The sequence below is a fragment of the Sphingomonas sp. Marseille-Q8236 genome, from assembly GCF_965112005.1.
On record NZ_CBCOPO010000002.1, the window covers coordinates 755,081 to 769,298 of the forward strand.

The window sequence follows — 14,218 nt, forward strand, 5'->3', positions numbered from 1 at the left end:
ATCAGAAATCGTCGAACTCGCCCACCTTGGGCTTGTGGCCCTCGGCGATGCGGAGCGCGGCTGATGGATTGAGCATCAGCTCTCCCATCAGCGATTGCGCCTGGCGCATGGCGTCGGACAACATGGCTACCTCCGGTCGTGCACGGATCATTCGGCCGCCGGACGCGGTGACCGTCTCGTAGGTGTCGCCCTCCACCTCCAGCACCGACTGCCAACGCTGAATCTGTTCCAGGCGCTGAGCAAGCAGTGCGACGTGCTGCGCCCAATGCGGATTTGCGCGCTGCCCCTCCGCCAGCATGATCGCGATCTCACTGAACATCAGCTGCCCGAGGTCGGACAGGTGCAGTGGTGCGATCATGGCGCTGGGCAGGAGAGGGGGGGTGGCCAAGGCCAACTCAGAACGCTCCTTGGCAGTGGCCTTCAGCGCGGGGTCAGTGCGCTTCCGACCTGCGCCGGGGCGCGGTCCACCTCTCGCCATGCGGCCACCTTTTTACCCTTTGATTTCGCCCGCGTGAAAATTCGACTGGCCATCGGTCCTCAGCCATGCGGCTCCAGACTTTTGGCCCACCCCCCCCCCTCAGCTGCGCCGGCCGCGTGCCGCCTCCTCGGCGGTCTTGGCTCGGTGGCAGCGATCGCAGACCCCTTGATAGTTCGACCGGTCGTCGGTGCCGCCTTCGGCCTTCGGGGTGATGTGATCTGCGATGGTCGATGCAGCGATGCGCCCTGCGGCGGCGCAGATGCGGCACACCGGCTCCTCCACGAGAACGCGTGCGCGCATGAGCTCATGCGCTCGGCCATAGCCACGGGCCTGCCGGCTTTCGCGGCTGGTGCTCGCCCATCCCTTCGTGCGACGCTGCGGCGCGGCCCTGGGCCGGAATGTTGGCGGCTGGCTGGGCATAGCGCCCCCGAACAGAGGATGGATTGAACGTGAAGGTGATGATCTACGGTGATGACCATAGAGATGGTCATGAGGTCGACTGGCCTGCGTTGCCCCCGGTCGGCAGCTGGGTACGCTTTAGTCATAGGGGCGGAACGTCAAACCTGCAGGTTGAGCGGATTGACTTCGCGGTAACGACCGATGGGGCGTTCGTGCACGCTGAGGTGCATCTGACCTACTGACCTACAAACAATGAGAGCCGCAGACCCTGTCGGGCGCGGCTCTCACATCTATAGATTGGTATGGACGAAACGGACCCTGTCGTCAAGCGCCTGGCGCGTTGATCGCGACGGCCAAATGCTGGGCGGCCGAGGCGATGCGCGCGGCGAACCTGGCGCGCTGCTGGCCGTTGCGGAATGCGGGCATGGCGTCCTCGATCACGACCTGATCGAACAGCGTTGCCATATTGGTCGGGATTGCCGTCCGAGCATCTCGCAGGCGGCGGCGCGCATCCCACTGGCGAGCCGACAGCGGCTGCCCATAATTTTCTCGACCCGCGCCGCCACACCCCTCGCCATAGTCGGCGACCACGCGCGCCGCGCTGTGGGCGGCAGCGTGCAGGGTGGCGTACCAATCGCATGCGAACCACTGCGGATAGGTCAGCTGCTTGCGCGCAAGCATGCGGTCAATCCAGCGGTCCACGAACTGGCGAGTCAGCTTGGCCCGCTCTCCCGCCTTCTCGATCGTCGCGTCAACGATGCGGTCATATCGCACACCATCGGCGTCGCTGGCCCGCGCAATGCGCTCCGGCGTCGCGTCGACGTGCTCCTGCACCGGCTGGCGCGCGGGCTTGCTCACTGGCTTCGGAAGCTTGCGCACTGGTGCCGGCTTGCCCGCCAACACCGCCGCCGCCGCTGCCGCCCGAAACGCCGCGCTATTCATCTGCCGCCCCATAAAATCCGCCCTGCCAATCTGTTGAGAACATACCATAAACACCGTGGATCGCTCACCCCTTTGCGGTCAGCTGCCAGTCGACCTCGCCGATCCTCGCCACTTAGTCGCCACGCGCAGCAGCCAGTCCGGGAAGAAATGCGCGCCGGTCTGAAGTTTGATCGTGCCCGGCACTGCCGGACGAACTGGCATCACAGTCGCCAGGCGCGACATGGGAATGCGGTAGCTGCTGCTGACGACCTCGGCCGCGAGAACCGACACGGCTTTCGTCATCGCTTGATTGCCCGGATGGCAGGTGAACCTCACAACCTCGAACTGCGACGTTTGATAGAGGCGCCGGAAGCGAGACAGCAGGACCGCCATCACCTTCGGATGGGATGGTAGGACGAACGCGAAGTCTACCCAGACGGCCAATTCGTCCTCATCTTCGTGATAGTTCAGCGCGCCGACGCAGCGGTCGCCGTCCATTGCCACGATTGCAGGCCTGTCCCAGCAGACAGCAGGGAAGCGCATCCATCCCGCCTCTTGCAGGGACATGCTGGCACGGTACGCAGCGGTGATCGCCGACTGGTGCTGGCTCAAGCGCGGCAGCTCAATGAGCGTGATCATGGCGCTTTTCCTCGAGGCAGTTGCCATTCAATGATGTCGAAGTCGTAGTCCGGCGGATAAGCCGGATCGTTGAGCGTCCACCGCCACCACTTGGGGCTGATCCCCCGCACGACGACCTTGTTACGGAAGCATATGTCGACCGTTTCAAACGGTGGCGGGGCGCCGTGGTTTTTAGGCACCTCACGCTGCCGCCCCATCGAACATGTCGTATTGCGGGGCGGCCGCCTGGGCTTGCTCTGCCCGCGCCACAGCGGCGGCAATGCGCGCATTGGCGATCGGCAGATATTCCGCCGTCAGCTCGCAGCCCATGAAGTCGAAGCCCTCAAGCACCGCCGCTTTGCCGGTCGATCCGCTACCAGTGAACGGGTCGAGCACCCGGCCGCCGGGCGGCGTGATCAGGCGGACCAGCCAGCGCATCAGCGCCTCAGGCTTCACCGTCGGATGGGTGTTGCGATACACCGTGTCGCGGCCCGCGCTCAGGCTACTTGCATTGCCGCTCTCACCGTTGCCGGTCTGGAACTGCACGAAAGCCTGAGGTGCGAAAGCGCTTAGTCCTTCGTCGCGATCCGCCTTGCTGGCCTTGGCACAATAGAAGAAGCGCGCCGCCGTGCCGGTGTCACCTCGCGCCGCGTGGTCGAGAGCGGGCCGCATGCCACCGAAGATGCCATTCGGAGACTGGCGGCATTTGGCATGGCCGCGCAAGTCGCCCTGTTGGCCCGGAGCATCGGGGAATGCCGCCAGCACATCGTCACTGCCGTCATGCACGACATTGGCAGGCCACCGGCCCAGTGCATTTGGGCCAGACCGCTCTACCGTTTCACCATCCTGACCGGGTGCAGCATTGAGCCGTTTTGCAGGTCCACCCCAGCCGGGGGTGCCGATCTGGGGGGCAATTCCGCCCTCCCAGCCCACTCGGCAAGCATCAATGCTCAAAGCACCCGTGGCGAACGCGGCCTCATTCGCCGCCACGCTGCCGATCAGCGGCTTACGCGCCAGCACGATCGGCTCATGCGCCGGTTTCAGGCAGGTGCCCTTGCCGCCGCGGTTGCCGCCCTTCGGAAAGCCAGAACCATAAATCCACATGATCTGGTCGCGGATCTCGAACCCAGCGTCCTCGATCGCGCAGGCCATCCGGTGATAGGTGCGGGCCCCGCTGAATGCGACCAGCCAACCGCCAGGCTTGAGCACGCGCAGCGCCGCCGCCCAGGTCTCCGGATCGAACGCAACGCCACTGCCGTCCCACTCCATCCCCATGAACCCCTTCATCACCTTGCCCTGCGTGGCAGGCGAGCGGCCGCCGGGGCGGGCCGAGGTCAATTCATACGGCGGGTCGGTGACGACGGAGTCGACGCTGCAACCCTCCATCTCCGCCATCAGCGCGCGGCAGTCGCCGTGAAGCACCTCATAGGTCATGCTGCCTTGGCCTCCGCCGCCTGGTCGTCAGTCTTGAACCGCGCCGCGATCTTCGACACCTCGGCCGCCTCCTCGGCGCTCAGCGGTGCCGGATCGGGGCGCCACATGCGGTCATGCGTCGCGACCAGCGCGCGGATCTTGGACAGGCCCCACTTGCGCCGGGCCAGCATGCCGCACCGCTCGCGAATCTCGGCCGGGGTAGGGAAGAACCGGCTTTCGCGCAGCGCGGCGGCGCAGGCGGCGGCGAGCACGTCACCGGGCACGTCGTCGAGCGCATCGGCGTAAATCTCCAGCCGAGCTTCCGCCTCGATGTCGCTGACCTTTGCGGACGGATAGGCCATGGCCAGCTTGGCGATCGCGCGGCGGCAGCCCTGCCGGGACGCTGGCAACAGCGAAGCCTCGTACTGCGGCACCAGAGCGACCAGCGCGGTCCGCTCCTCAGGAGAGCAGACGTGGCTGAACGACGGCGCTTCCTTGACGAGCTTCTCGAGCTTCGGCGTTTCGGAGAGCCCGCACCATAGGGTTTTGGAGCTCGTCGGGGTCACGGTGGTGATGTCGTTGGCCATTGCGGGTGTCCGATTTTCGGGGGAGCCATTCGGGTTTAAAACTGAGCCAGACGCGCTGGACCATCTCGTCGACGATCGCCCCGGGCGGCCACTCGTCGGTGGCATGCTCGGCCAGGGCGGCGACCAGAAGCGTGTAGGCCCGCGCCGTCAGAGGCTTCCGGGCCTTCACCCGGTGGGCGATGTACCCGGCCCACTGGTCGTCCGAGACCTCGGGAGGCGGTGGCATGTCGGCAGGCCATGGGGCCTTGGTCGAGCGAGCCGCCTCACGTGTGGACGCGCGGGATACTACCCGGGTGGGGGTGTGTGAGGTGACAGGACAGTCTGGAGTAGACGGGGGGAACCGGATGTGCCCGCAACTCGGCGGGCGAACGGCTGATTTCTGCGGTTCTTTCGGCCTCTGATCCCGATTTGGCGGTGCCGGACTATGTCAAGAGTCAGAGGACAAATTGACAGGTCTTGGACAGGAGCGGCTGGAGTCAAGCGCGTCGGCAGCCGGGGCCTCTTAGAAACCTCTGATTGGCGGAAAAGCGGGCTTTCAGGGCCCTCTTAGACGGTCACGAGGCTACGGTCGGCGCCGGCGCGTCCACAAAGAAGTGGGACGTAGATGGTCCCACTTTCGGGAAACCTTGTGCCAAGTGGGTAACCATTGATATTACTAGGTTTTGTTGGCGCTAATCTGGTCCGTACCCAGATGTCTGGTTCAGCTAAGTGGGACCCGTTTTTGCGGCCTTGTGCATCACCGACCAGCATACTCGGGCGGTCTTGCAAGCGACGCCAGCATCTTCCGCCGCTTCGATCATAGCTATCGTCGGCTCGGCGATAGCGTCCAATGCTGCGACGGCTTCGGGCAAATAGCTGCACCACATGGCCCGCCCCTCGAACCGTACATCAGGAGGATTGCCAGCAGCCACGCACAGGGCACGCGCGATACGCTCAAGCGGGGGCTTAACCATTTTCACCGCGTAGTGCCCTTCGTCCGGGCTATAATCTGCCTGGTATAGGCCTTCATCTCGGCCATGCACTTCGTAGCAATGGGACCCGTCGAATTGAATTCGACTACCCCATTTTCCACGTGAAAGACCTCATATCCACTATATGCGGCGAAGCTATTTTTGCCATTATACTCGCCTCGCCAAACGGTACTGCCATCGCCACCGCACCTTTCGACGTTTCGGAACGTGACCGAGCTGGGGTCTTTCATATGGGCGCGAACGGTTTGTTCTACTTCTCGATCGCAGCCGGTCATAAGGACTGCGATTGGCAAAAGCGCAACAGCACATCTCTTCACCATGCCTTCTCCCCTCAAATGGGACGCATAAACGTACTAAGAATGCGACCGACTAGGCGGTAACCCTCATCTCCATCTGCAATTTGAGAGGACGAAATCACCAACTCCTGTGACGAATATTCGCTATCAAATGTGTTTGTGCGAATACGTGTCGCTGCCAAGGCGTCAGCGATGACTGAAAACCGGCCCGTGACGATCTTACCGTTATATCGCCATAGGCAAAGGTACCCTTCAGCTAGCTCTGATAAATCGATTGATCGGCACAAGACCGTCATATCCTCATATAATTCTGCCGCCCGATAATCGCTTATGAGGCGGGTCAACCATAGATTGCTAGTGACGCGGACAGTTGTGCTAAGCCAATCCCGGCGAACTGGCGTATGGAATTCGGGGTTCCCAAGGGAACTGTCGTCGACATTCCGCAAATTGTAAAACGGCAGCGCGACCCAGTCAGCGTCTTCGACAGCAGCGATTGTACGCCGGTCCCCTATAGGTCGATCGGCGCCGGTCATCAGCCATTCTACCGAACGATCCAATGCACGGCCAATCAGTACCGCATTCTGGGCGCTAGATATCCCAGACTCCACGTAACCACTTAGCGTCGAATCCGGGATTCCGGTTTCTCCGCTGAGCCATTTTAGACCTCGCCCTTCCAAAGCGGTGATAATTCGGATTCCGATCGGATTTTCGGAACTAAGGGGTTTACGCCGTCTTGTTGTGGCTGTATCCGAGATATCGGAACGAGATTTAGGATTGATCATGTGATGGCGTCGATCGATAAATTTGATGCGCAGGCGGCAATAAAGCGCCGATTTGGCTCCGTAGCGGCATTCGAGCGCGCTGCGGGGCTGCCGCGAAAGTCGGTGCATGACCTTCTGCGAGGCCGAAAAAGCGCAAAGGTGGAGAAGGCGGTCAAGAAGGTCCTCATAGAGAGCGGTTCCGAAAGATCGGATAATAGCGCCTCTGCGGTCATTCCGCATCGTCAAAGTGGGACGGTGAATTGAACATGGCCGCCGTCACTGTGCCCGTTCAGGCTACGGCGGAGATGATTGCCGCTGCGGCCCATCCCGATGCCGCACGCATCTGGTCCGCGATGATCGCGGCCCGCCCCCATGGAGGGGCAAAGATGGTCGCGCGCCTTCCGAAGGTGGGGGTCAATCATCGCAACCCGAAATTCTGGGGTGACGTCGAGGTGCGCAACCTAGTGATCGACAATCATCGCCAGATGTACCTTTCAGAGTTACGCGACCTGATCAGCAAAACCGTAGGTCCTGCCCGGACCCCTGGCCGTTCGTCCCTCCAGCGCGCCTGGGCGCGCCTGGATCAGGCCAAGGTCCGACCCGGCTTCGCGCAGGGAGCGCGTTGACCATGACGGAAACCGTTCTGCACGAAGAAGCGCTCGCCGACTTCGTTCTGGTTCGCACCGATGAGATCGATGTGGCGGACCGCCTGCGGCCAGTCGATCCCGTGTGGGCTGAAGCGCTGGGGCAAATCATGTCACGTGAGGGGCAGGATACCCCTATCCAGGTATGCCGCCTCCCAGGGAGGAATCGCTGGACGCTGGTCGTCGGGGGGCACCGGCTGGAGGGGGCAAGGCTTGCGGGCATCGCGTATCTGAAGGCCGAGGTCGTCAGCGCCGATCGCGACGACCGGCGGCTTCGTGAAGTGCGCGAAAACCTGTGGCGGTCAGACCTTGCGCCAGTCGATCGTGCGGCGTTCATCGCCGAAGCGGTAGCAATCCATAAGCGGCGTGCCGGCATCGACCCTACCGTAGATGGGCGGGTGGGATCGGCAGCAGCACGGTGGCAAAAAGCCGTGAAAGATGAGGCGGTTGATGCAACCCTCACCGTGAGGGGTGTATACGGCTTCGTCGAGGCAGTCGCGGCCGAACTGGGTTTCAGTCATCAGACGATTGAGCGCGACCTGATGCTGTATCGCCGCCTGGCCCCGTCCGTCGTGGACCGGCTACGCGAAGCCCGGCATCCGATCCTGAAGAACGCGACCCAGTTGCGCACGCTTGCGAAGATGGAGGCATCGGAACAGGCCAAGACGCTCAACGCACTGGTCGGCGACGCGGGCGAGGAACCGTGCAAGACGGTAGCGGACGCGATCAAGCGGACGAGTCCCGCGCGCGAAGCGACACGCCCCGATCAAAAGCGATTCAACACCGTGCTGGATACGCTGGCGCGGATGAGCGCGGCGGAACGGCTGGCGCTGTTCCAGAGCCCGCAATTCCACGACGCCATCCCGGCGGAAGCCCAGCGCTTGCTGGCTCCGATGCGGCGCGGGCCGATGAGGGACGCCGCATGACGCCGCTTCATGCCCGTGTCCTCGACAACGTGCGCGAGGCGATCGCGGTCGGCGGTCTGTCGCCGACCATTGCGGATGTCGCGAAGCTGACCGGCACGCCCTACGGCACTGCCACCTATGCGGTGAAGGCGCTGATCGACGCCGGGCTTCTGGCTAAGGAAAAGTCGGGTCATGGCCTGCGCCTGCCCGATGCCATCGACCTGCGCGGCGTGGCGACCGGCGAATTGACCGCCGAGCTGGCCCGGCGCGGCGTGACGCTGGCGAGCCTGGACCGGAATGCGCCGCGCGCGCTGGGACGGGTCGTCACCTGCGCAGCCGATTGCTGCGCGACGCCGGTCGAGCGCGGGCACCTGATGTGTCGCCACCATTGGTTCGCGCTTCCCCCGGCGCTGCGGGAACGGATCACCCGCAGCAATTCCCGCCGGGACACCGTCGCGTTCGAGCGCGCGGTGACCGAGGCGCGCGACCTGATCGATTCCGGGAAGTGGAGGAAGTCATGACCAAACAGCGTCGCGCGGACGGCGAGAATTTCGGCCTGTCCGCCAAGGAAGAGCAGATCATGGATGCGCTGGACGCGGGAGAGCGTGCCGAGTCGGTCGCCCTCTGCTTCGGCACCGGCCTGTCCACCGTCCTGACGATGGAGCGCCGCTACACCATCACCACCGGCATGCTGACCGACTTCGACCGGCGGACGCGGGCGAGCGATGCGCGGTACCGCGCGGCGCTGGCCGCCAGCGGCGGAGCCTATGCGTGATGGGTGCCGAGGTGGTCCCGTTCCCGGCGCGCCGCCCGGCCCCCGCCAACCTGCGCGATGCGAAGCTGCCCTGCGGGGCCGATCAGCTCGCGACTCTGTTCAACAGCCTGCCCAAGGGGCGTTCCATGACCGATATCGCCGACGACGCCAGCACCAATCAGGACCAGCATCTGGCGGCGAGCCTGTCGCGGATCGACCCGACGATGGCCAAGGGTGTCGCGGGTGAATGCGACAATTGCGGCGACGAGTCCGAGCGTCTGGTTGGCGGGCTGTGCGGCTTCTGCCGCGACGGTCGCCGCCCGACCTTCCGTGGCCGCGCCCCGGCTCCATCACCGATCGCCCGCGACCCCGAACCGGTCGCGGTGCCTGCCCCGACGCCGCTGCCGAGCGTCATTCCACAAGAGGAGGAAGCGTTGCCCAATCCCAAACCGTCCGACGATTTCCGCAATGTCTCCATATTGGCACGGGGACCGCTGCTGAAGGCGATCATGGCGCGCGCCGATGAGCGCGATCTGTCGCTCAACAAGGCCGCCGCCAGCCTGATCGAGGACGCCCTGTGCGACCGCGCCGAACAGACGCTCCTCGACCTGTCCGCACTGCCCGTCACGGACCTGCTGGAGGAAATCGGCGCGCGCCTGGCGCAGCCGGCATCGACGGCGGAACTGGTTGCGATGACGGCGCGCGCAGAGGCTGCGGAGGCACGGCTGGCGATGGTGCATGCTGCGATCGGCGGGAGTGCGTCGTGATGGCAGGCGCTGCCAATGTTTTCAGCGGGCCCGTCATCGTCGCGTCGGTCGCGGTGTCTTCTGAAAAGCAGCCCAATATGGGCATCGCGGTCAATGTGCAGCCGGTATCGGTGCTTGGCGACCGCATTACCGTCACGACGGTCTGCCCCAAGGGGGCTTTCCTCTGCGCGCTCGATGCGCGGCAGGCGCAGATGCTGATCGATGACATCACCAAGGGGATCGCGGTCTTGCATCGACTCGAGTCCGGCGCGCCTTCGGGGATGGTGCAGTGATCGCGGCCGCTCTTCCCGCCGCCCCGGCGCTGCGTGGGTATCGACCGCTGTATCAGGCGGGCAGCGTCTGCCCGGCTTGCGGCTCGACCAGCTGGCATATCGGTCGCCAATCCGCTGAATGCGCCCGGTGTGCGACCGCGCTGCCGCTCGCACCGATCGTCGAGGTGCATCATGGCTGATCGCTTCGTCGTCGATGCGGCGGTGGCCGCGCTGCTGCCGCGCGAAGACGCCGCCCGGCTTGGCGGTGATTTCGTACTCGAAAGCACGAAGTCGGCACCCGTAACGGACCGCCTCTGCCAAGTGAAAGACTGCAACGTCGCGATGCGGGTCGGTCAGCGCGTGTGCGATGCCCATTGGGCCGCACTGCCGGGCAAGGACCGTTCGCGGCTGTCCATGTCACGGCACGGCCGGGTTGCCGACGAGATGTGGGCCAAGGCGGTTGCTCGCCTGGAGGGGGCGGTCGCGTGACCAAGCGCAAGATACGCACCTCCGAGACGATCCAGCTGGGCTTTTCGTTCGATCCGCCCGCGCCTGCGCGCGCCGAGGCCGATCTGGCGGGGCTCGACCGGGTGGTGTCGGGGTGCGTGTCGATCATGCTGAAGGGCGATGACCGCTCGCGCCATGAGATCGCGGGCGCGATGTCGGCGCTGCTGGATGAGCGCGTCAGCAAGGACATGCTCGATGCCTATGCGTCGGAGGCGCGGGCCGAACACAACATCTCGGCGGCGCGACTGCTGGCGCTGATCGCGGTGACCGAACGCTACGACCTGCTGGACAGCCTGGTGCGACGCATCGGCGGCGCGCTGCTGGTGGGCGAGGAAATTTTGGCGGCGCGGCTGGGCAGCCTGAAGGCGCAGCGCGCCCGGCTGGATGAGGAAATCAAGGCGCTGCGCCCGAGGGTGCAGCCGATCGCGCGGGAGGCGATGTGAAACTGCACGGGGGAAAAGAGTGGTTCACGGCGGCCGAACTGGCCGAGCTGGCATTGGCCGGCCTGCCGACCACCAAGCGCAAGATCAACGAGCGTGCGGCGGAAGAACGCTGGGCGATCGCGGTCGATGCCAAGGGCATGCCGCTGGCCCGGCCGCGCCAGGCGCGCGGTGGTGGCCTGGAATATCACCTGACGGTGTTGCCGCCGGCGACGCGCAGCGCGCTGGCCGCCATGGGCGTGGCGGTGGTCGCGAACGTGTCGGATGAGCCGCCCGTCCAGGCCTCCCAGCTGTGGCGCTGGTATGAGGGCGCGGGCGAACGCGTCCAGTCCGAGGCGCATCGCCGGCTGGCGGTCGTGCAGCTGGTCGATACGCTGGTGGCGGCGGGCATGACGCGGTCGGCGGCGGTGCCGGCGGCCGCCAAGGATCAGGGCGTGGGCATATCGACGCTTTGGGGCTGGCTGGGCCTGGTCGATGGCGTGGCGCTGGCCGATCGTCTCGCGCACCTGGCCCCGCGCCGTCAGGGCGGTGGCGTCGAGGCGACGGTGTCGCTCGACGCCTGGCAATTCCTCATCTCGGATTTCATGCGTCCCGAACAGCCCACCTTCAGCGCCTGCTACGGGCGCATGACGCGGGCGTTTCCTGGGCACATCTTCCCGACCGAGCGGACCCTGCGGCGCAAGTTCGATCGCGAGATCGACCAGCGCCTGGTCACGCTCAAGCGCCAGGGCAGCGAGGCCCTGCGCCAGACACTTCCCTCCCAAGAAAGGTCTGTCATGGAGCTGCACGCCCTGGAGGCCGTCAATATTGACGGCCACAAGTTCGACGTTTTCTGCCGCTGGCCGGACGGCCGGATCGGTCGCCCGATGATGGTGACGATCCAGGACATCTACAGCCGCAAGATTCTCGCCTGGCGCGTGGACGAGAGCGAGTCCGCGCTGTCGACCCGGCTGGTCTTTGCCGACCTGTTCACCACCTGGGGCATCCCCAAGGCCTGCCTGATGGACAATGGCCGGGCGTTCGCGTCGAAGACGATCACGGGCGGCGCCAAGACCCGGTTCCGGTTCAAGATCAAGGATGAGGAGCCGACCGGCGTCCTGACGGCGCTGGGGATCGCGATCCACTGGGCAACGCCCTATCGCGGCCAGTCCAAGCCGATCGAGCGCGCGTTCCGCGATCTCTGCGATACCATCGCCAAGCATCCGGCGCTGGCAGGCGCGTACACTGGCAACAAGCCTGATGCGAAGCCCGAGAATTACGGTTCGCGCGCGATCCCGATCGAGGAATTCCGCGCGCTGGTGGATGCCGGGATCGCCGCGCACAACGCCAAGCCAAACCGGCGGACCGAAACCGCGCAAGGGCGGCATAGCTTCGACGATGTCTTCATGGCGTCCTATGCGGTCGCCCCGATCGGCAAGGCGACGCCCGAACAACAGCGCCTGGCGCTGCTGACCGCCGAGGACCGGTTCACCGATCGCAAGACGGGCGAGCTGACGCTGGAGGGCAATCGCTACTGGGCACCCGAACTGGCGGACCATAGCGGCAAGCGCGTGACGGTGCGGTTCGACCCGGACAATCTGCACGGCGAAGTCCATGTCTATGAGCGGTCGGGTGCGTTCATCTGCACCGCGCCAGCGATCGAGAAGACCGGGTTCTTCGACAAGGCCAGTGCCGGCAAGCGCCGCGCCCAGGAAGCCGACCTGCGTCGCCAGGTGCGCGACGTGGAGAAGGCGACCGGCCTGATCGAGGCGGCCAAGCTCGCCGCGATGATGCCCGAGCATCCCGACGAAGCGGATGCGCCGTCCCCGTCGGTGGTGCGGCCGGTCCGCCACCGGGGCCAGACGGCGGCCGCGCTCAAACCCGTTTCAGAGGCCGTTCAAGCGCCTCTCAACCCCGTCCTCGACCGCCTGTCGCACCTGCGACTGGTCGGCTGACGCGACGCCCGGCGCTATCCGGGCCTGGAAAAAAGACGATGACGAAAAGGACCATCAGGAACTGGAGCGCGACCCGGTCGGGCGCGAACATCCGCATCCGGGGCTTCGACGCCAACGGCGATGCCATCACGATCAAGTGTGCCGTCATCCACTCGCCGGATCACCACAACACCCATCCGACCGCCTGTTGCGAAAACGGCCTCTACCACGACCTGATCTGACCAGGAGAACATGATGACGCATACCACCACCCCGCCGACGAACGCCGAGCGCTGGCTTGCCACTTACGTCGATAAGCACGGCAAGCTGCGGGCGGCGGTCATCACCGCGCCTGAAGGAAAGGCAGTGTTGGAGGGCTGGCCGACGTTCGGCCTGATCGATGAGGAGACCTTGGGTCTCGACGATTTCGATGGCGAGCCTGTCACGCTCAGTTCGCTGCCGGCCGACGAGGATTTCCGTCCGGTGATCATCGACATCGACCTGATCCGCGAAGTCCCGCTCCAGTTCATCGACCTCTGACCGAATGGCCGCGCGGGGGGTGCCACCCCCGCGCGACCCGCTCTGCACGAAGAACCCCACACAAAGCGAAAGCGCCGACTATCATGAACGACCCCCAGAACCTACCGATCGATATCGAGGAACAGCAGAAGTGGCTGATCGAGCATAAGACGGCCACCGGCCAGAGCTGGACCGAGCTCGCGCCCAAGATCGGCGTGAAGTACGGCACGATCAGCCAGTTCCCCAACGGCGGCTACAAGGGCGACCTGAAGAAGATCGCCGAGGCCGTCTTCCGCTATCGCCAGATGCTGACCTCGCAGGCGGCGATCGCCGTCGAGATGCCCGAGCCCCCGTCGTTCTTCCGCACCGACACCACCCGCCAGATGGAGACGATCCTGTCGATCGGGCACCGGGGCCGCATGGTCGTGATCGCCGGTGGCCCCGGCACGTCGAAGACCTCGACCTGCCGCAACTACCAGGCCGCTGTGTCGAACGTCTGGATCGCCACCATGAAGCCGTCGTCGGGCGGGATCAGCACGATGCAGTACAAGGTGCTGGAGGCGCTGGGCGTCGAGGAGGAAAAGCGCAAAGGCACGCCGATCGCGCTAACCAGCCGGATCGAGGCGCTGATGGCGAACCGTAGCGGTCTGCTGATCCTGGACGAAGCGCAGCACCTGGGCGAGAAGGCGCTGGAGGAAATCCGGGGCTGGCACGACAGCACGGGGGCCGGGATCGCGCTGGTCGGCAACACCGACGTGCTGACCCGCCTGACGCTCGGCAACCGCACCCATGCCTTTGCGCGGCTTGCCAGCCGGATCGCCCAGCGCATGATCTTCGACGGGCCGCGCGAGTCCGACGCGCTGGCGCTCGCGGATGCCTGGGGGATCGGGGACGAGGCGATGCGCGCCTTCATCGTCCAGATCGCGCGCCAGCCGGGCGGCCTGCGGACCTGCACGATGATGCTGGAGACGGCCGGCATGTTGATGTCCGCCGACCGGGCCCCCGCGATCGAGCTGGCGCATATGCAGGACGCGTGGAGCCAGCTTTCCACCCGTCAGCTGGCGGCCTGATCCA

The 14,218-nt window shown here is 65.1% G+C and carries 21 protein-coding genes; 15 read left to right on the top strand and 6 right to left on the bottom strand.

Annotated elements, in window-relative coordinates; all coding sequences use genetic code 11:
- Position 1: 1 nt before the first annotated feature.
- Together ACWPWT_RS15795 and ACWPWT_RS15800 are read right to left on the bottom strand one after the other, a co-directional pair.
- Positions 2-358: a P27 family phage terminase small subunit gene (locus ACWPWT_RS15795; RefSeq protein WP_454280492.1), complete on the bottom strand. Its 357-nt coding sequence runs from the start codon at positions 356-358 to the stop codon at positions 2-4.
- Positions 359-577: 219 nt separating this feature from the next.
- Positions 578-778: an HNH endonuclease signature motif containing protein gene (locus tag ACWPWT_RS15800; protein ID WP_454280493.1), complete on the bottom strand. Its 201-nt coding sequence runs from the start codon at positions 776-778 to the stop codon at positions 578-580.
- A 149-nt stretch (positions 779-927) separates the two neighbouring features.
- Here ACWPWT_RS15800 and ACWPWT_RS15805 point away from each other — a divergent pair, with 149 nt between their 5' ends.
- Positions 928-1,119: a hypothetical protein gene (locus tag ACWPWT_RS15805; RefSeq protein WP_454280494.1), complete on the top strand. Its 192-nt coding sequence runs from the start codon at positions 928-930 to the stop codon at positions 1,117-1,119.
- 82 nt (positions 1,120-1,201) lie between these two features.
- On the opposite strand, the gene ACWPWT_RS15810 is transcribed toward ACWPWT_RS15805, so the two are convergent.
- From ACWPWT_RS15810 to ACWPWT_RS15825, 4 genes are all read right to left on the bottom strand, one after another.
- The gene (locus ACWPWT_RS15810) at positions 1,202-1,819 is read right to left on the bottom strand and encodes a hypothetical protein (RefSeq protein WP_454280495.1); all 618 of its coding nucleotides are present in this window, start codon (positions 1,817-1,819) and stop codon (positions 1,202-1,204) included.
- 78 nt (positions 1,820-1,897) lie between these two features.
- Positions 1,898-2,437, bottom strand: a complete 540-nt coding sequence (locus ACWPWT_RS15815) for a hypothetical protein (RefSeq protein WP_454280496.1) — start codon at positions 2,435-2,437, stop codon at positions 1,898-1,900.
- Positions 2,438-2,617: 180 nt separating this feature from the next.
- Positions 2,618-3,850 (bottom strand): DNA-methyltransferase, encoded by a 1,233-nt coding sequence (locus ACWPWT_RS15820; RefSeq protein ID WP_454280497.1) that lies wholly within the window; start codon positions 3,848-3,850, stop codon positions 2,618-2,620.
- On the bottom strand, positions 3,847-4,416 hold the full coding sequence (locus ACWPWT_RS15825) for a hypothetical protein (protein ID WP_454280498.1): 570 nt from the start codon (positions 4,414-4,416) through the stop codon (positions 3,847-3,849). Before ACWPWT_RS15825 ends, ACWPWT_RS15820 begins: the two co-directional genes overlap by 4 nt.
- Positions 4,417-6,465: 2,049 nt before the next feature.
- Here ACWPWT_RS15825 and ACWPWT_RS15830 point away from each other — a divergent pair.
- From ACWPWT_RS15830 to ACWPWT_RS15895, 14 genes are all read left to right on the top strand, one after another.
- Entirely contained in the window at positions 6,466-6,708 is a 243-nt protein-coding gene (locus tag ACWPWT_RS15830) for a hypothetical protein (protein ID WP_454280499.1), read from the top strand.
- On the top strand, positions 6,705-7,070 hold the full coding sequence (locus ACWPWT_RS15835; RefSeq protein WP_454280500.1) for a hypothetical protein: 366 nt from the start codon (positions 6,705-6,707) through the stop codon (positions 7,068-7,070). The genes ACWPWT_RS15830 and ACWPWT_RS15835 overlap by 4 nt, the downstream gene beginning before the upstream one ends.
- Before the next feature lie 2 nt (positions 7,071-7,072).
- The gene (locus tag ACWPWT_RS15840; RefSeq protein WP_454280501.1) at positions 7,073-8,014 is read left to right on the top strand and encodes a hypothetical protein; all 942 of its coding nucleotides are present in this window, start codon (positions 7,073-7,075) and stop codon (positions 8,012-8,014) included.
- Positions 8,011-8,514 (top strand): MarR family transcriptional regulator, encoded by a 504-nt coding sequence (locus tag ACWPWT_RS15845; RefSeq protein ID WP_454280502.1) that lies wholly within the window; start codon positions 8,011-8,013, stop codon positions 8,512-8,514. Before ACWPWT_RS15840 ends, ACWPWT_RS15845 begins: the two co-directional genes overlap by 4 nt.
- Positions 8,511-8,768: a hypothetical protein gene (locus ACWPWT_RS15850; protein ID WP_454280503.1), complete on the top strand. Its 258-nt coding sequence runs from the start codon at positions 8,511-8,513 to the stop codon at positions 8,766-8,768. Before ACWPWT_RS15845 ends, ACWPWT_RS15850 begins: the two co-directional genes overlap by 4 nt.
- An 11-nt stretch (positions 8,769-8,779) precedes the next feature.
- Positions 8,780-9,514, top strand: a complete 735-nt coding sequence (locus ACWPWT_RS15855; RefSeq protein WP_454280504.1) for a hypothetical protein — start codon at positions 8,780-8,782, stop codon at positions 9,512-9,514.
- The gene (locus ACWPWT_RS15860) at positions 9,514-9,786 is read left to right on the top strand and encodes a hypothetical protein (protein WP_454278934.1); all 273 of its coding nucleotides are present in this window, start codon (positions 9,514-9,516) and stop codon (positions 9,784-9,786) included. The genes ACWPWT_RS15855 and ACWPWT_RS15860 overlap by 1 nt, the downstream gene beginning before the upstream one ends.
- Complete coding sequence (locus ACWPWT_RS15865; protein ID WP_454278935.1) at positions 9,783-9,965, top strand: hypothetical protein; 183 nt, start codon at positions 9,783-9,785, stop codon at positions 9,963-9,965. The genes ACWPWT_RS15860 and ACWPWT_RS15865 overlap by 4 nt, the downstream gene beginning before the upstream one ends.
- Complete coding sequence (locus ACWPWT_RS15870; protein WP_454278936.1) at positions 9,958-10,254, top strand: hypothetical protein; 297 nt, start codon at positions 9,958-9,960, stop codon at positions 10,252-10,254. Before ACWPWT_RS15865 ends, ACWPWT_RS15870 begins: the two co-directional genes overlap by 8 nt.
- Positions 10,251-10,715, top strand: coding sequence for a hypothetical protein (locus ACWPWT_RS15875; RefSeq protein WP_454278048.1), 465 nt, complete (start codon positions 10,251-10,253; stop codon positions 10,713-10,715). Before ACWPWT_RS15870 ends, ACWPWT_RS15875 begins: the two co-directional genes overlap by 4 nt.
- Positions 10,712-12,646 carry a transposase domain-containing protein gene (locus tag ACWPWT_RS15880; RefSeq protein WP_454280505.1) on the top strand — a complete coding sequence of 645 codons (1,935 nt, stop codon included), beginning with the start codon at positions 10,712-10,714 and terminating at the stop codon, positions 12,644-12,646. Before ACWPWT_RS15875 ends, ACWPWT_RS15880 begins: the two co-directional genes overlap by 4 nt.
- A gap of 38 nt (positions 12,647-12,684) precedes the next feature.
- Positions 12,685-12,867: a hypothetical protein gene (locus ACWPWT_RS15885; protein WP_205396630.1), complete on the top strand. Its 183-nt coding sequence runs from the start codon at positions 12,685-12,687 to the stop codon at positions 12,865-12,867.
- Between the two features lie 13 nt (positions 12,868-12,880).
- On the top strand, positions 12,881-13,165 hold the full coding sequence (locus ACWPWT_RS15890) for a hypothetical protein (RefSeq protein WP_454280506.1): 285 nt from the start codon (positions 12,881-12,883) through the stop codon (positions 13,163-13,165).
- Between the two features lie 83 nt (positions 13,166-13,248).
- Complete coding sequence (locus ACWPWT_RS15895) at positions 13,249-14,214, top strand: AAA family ATPase (protein WP_454280507.1); 966 nt, start codon at positions 13,249-13,251, stop codon at positions 14,212-14,214.
- The last annotated feature ends 4 nt before the right edge of the window (positions 14,215-14,218 follow it).

What these genes read in the sequence shown, in the direction of transcription:
- ACWPWT_RS15890 (WP_454280506.1), top strand. Translation starts at nt 12,881, where the DNA reads ATGACGCATACCACCACCCCGCCGACGAACGCCGAGCGCTGGCTTGCC.
- ACWPWT_RS15800 (WP_454280493.1), bottom strand. Translation starts at nt 778, where the DNA reads ATGCGCGCACGCGTTCTCGTGGAGGAGCCGGTGTGCCGCATCTGCGCC.
- ACWPWT_RS15885 (WP_205396630.1), top strand. Translation starts at nt 12,685, where the DNA reads ATGACGAAAAGGACCATCAGGAACTGGAGCGCGACCCGGTCGGGCGCG.
- ACWPWT_RS15815 (WP_454280496.1), bottom strand. Translation starts at nt 2,437, where the DNA reads ATGATCACGCTCATTGAGCTGCCGCGCTTGAGCCAGCACCAGTCGGCG.
- ACWPWT_RS15810 (WP_454280495.1), bottom strand. Translation starts at nt 1,819, where the DNA reads ATGAATAGCGCGGCGTTTCGGGCGGCAGCGGCGGCGGCGGTGTTGGCG.
- ACWPWT_RS15870 (WP_454278936.1), top strand. Translation starts at nt 9,958, where the DNA reads ATGGCTGATCGCTTCGTCGTCGATGCGGCGGTGGCCGCGCTGCTGCCG.
- ACWPWT_RS15895 (WP_454280507.1), top strand. Translation starts at nt 13,249, where the DNA reads ATGAACGACCCCCAGAACCTACCGATCGATATCGAGGAACAGCAGAAG.
- ACWPWT_RS15825 (WP_454280498.1), bottom strand. Translation starts at nt 4,416, where the DNA reads ATGGCCAACGACATCACCACCGTGACCCCGACGAGCTCCAAAACCCTA.
- ACWPWT_RS15850 (WP_454280503.1), top strand. Translation starts at nt 8,511, where the DNA reads ATGACCAAACAGCGTCGCGCGGACGGCGAGAATTTCGGCCTGTCCGCC.
- ACWPWT_RS15820 (WP_454280497.1), bottom strand. Translation starts at nt 3,850, where the DNA reads ATGACCTATGAGGTGCTTCACGGCGACTGCCGCGCGCTGATGGCGGAG.
- ACWPWT_RS15840 (WP_454280501.1), top strand. Translation starts at nt 7,073, where the DNA reads ATGACGGAAACCGTTCTGCACGAAGAAGCGCTCGCCGACTTCGTTCTG.
- ACWPWT_RS15860 (WP_454278934.1), top strand. Translation starts at nt 9,514, where the DNA reads ATGGCAGGCGCTGCCAATGTTTTCAGCGGGCCCGTCATCGTCGCGTCG.
- ACWPWT_RS15845 (WP_454280502.1), top strand. Translation starts at nt 8,011, where the DNA reads ATGACGCCGCTTCATGCCCGTGTCCTCGACAACGTGCGCGAGGCGATC.
- ACWPWT_RS15795 (WP_454280492.1), bottom strand. Translation starts at nt 358, where the DNA reads ATGATCGCACCACTGCACCTGTCCGACCTCGGGCAGCTGATGTTCAGT.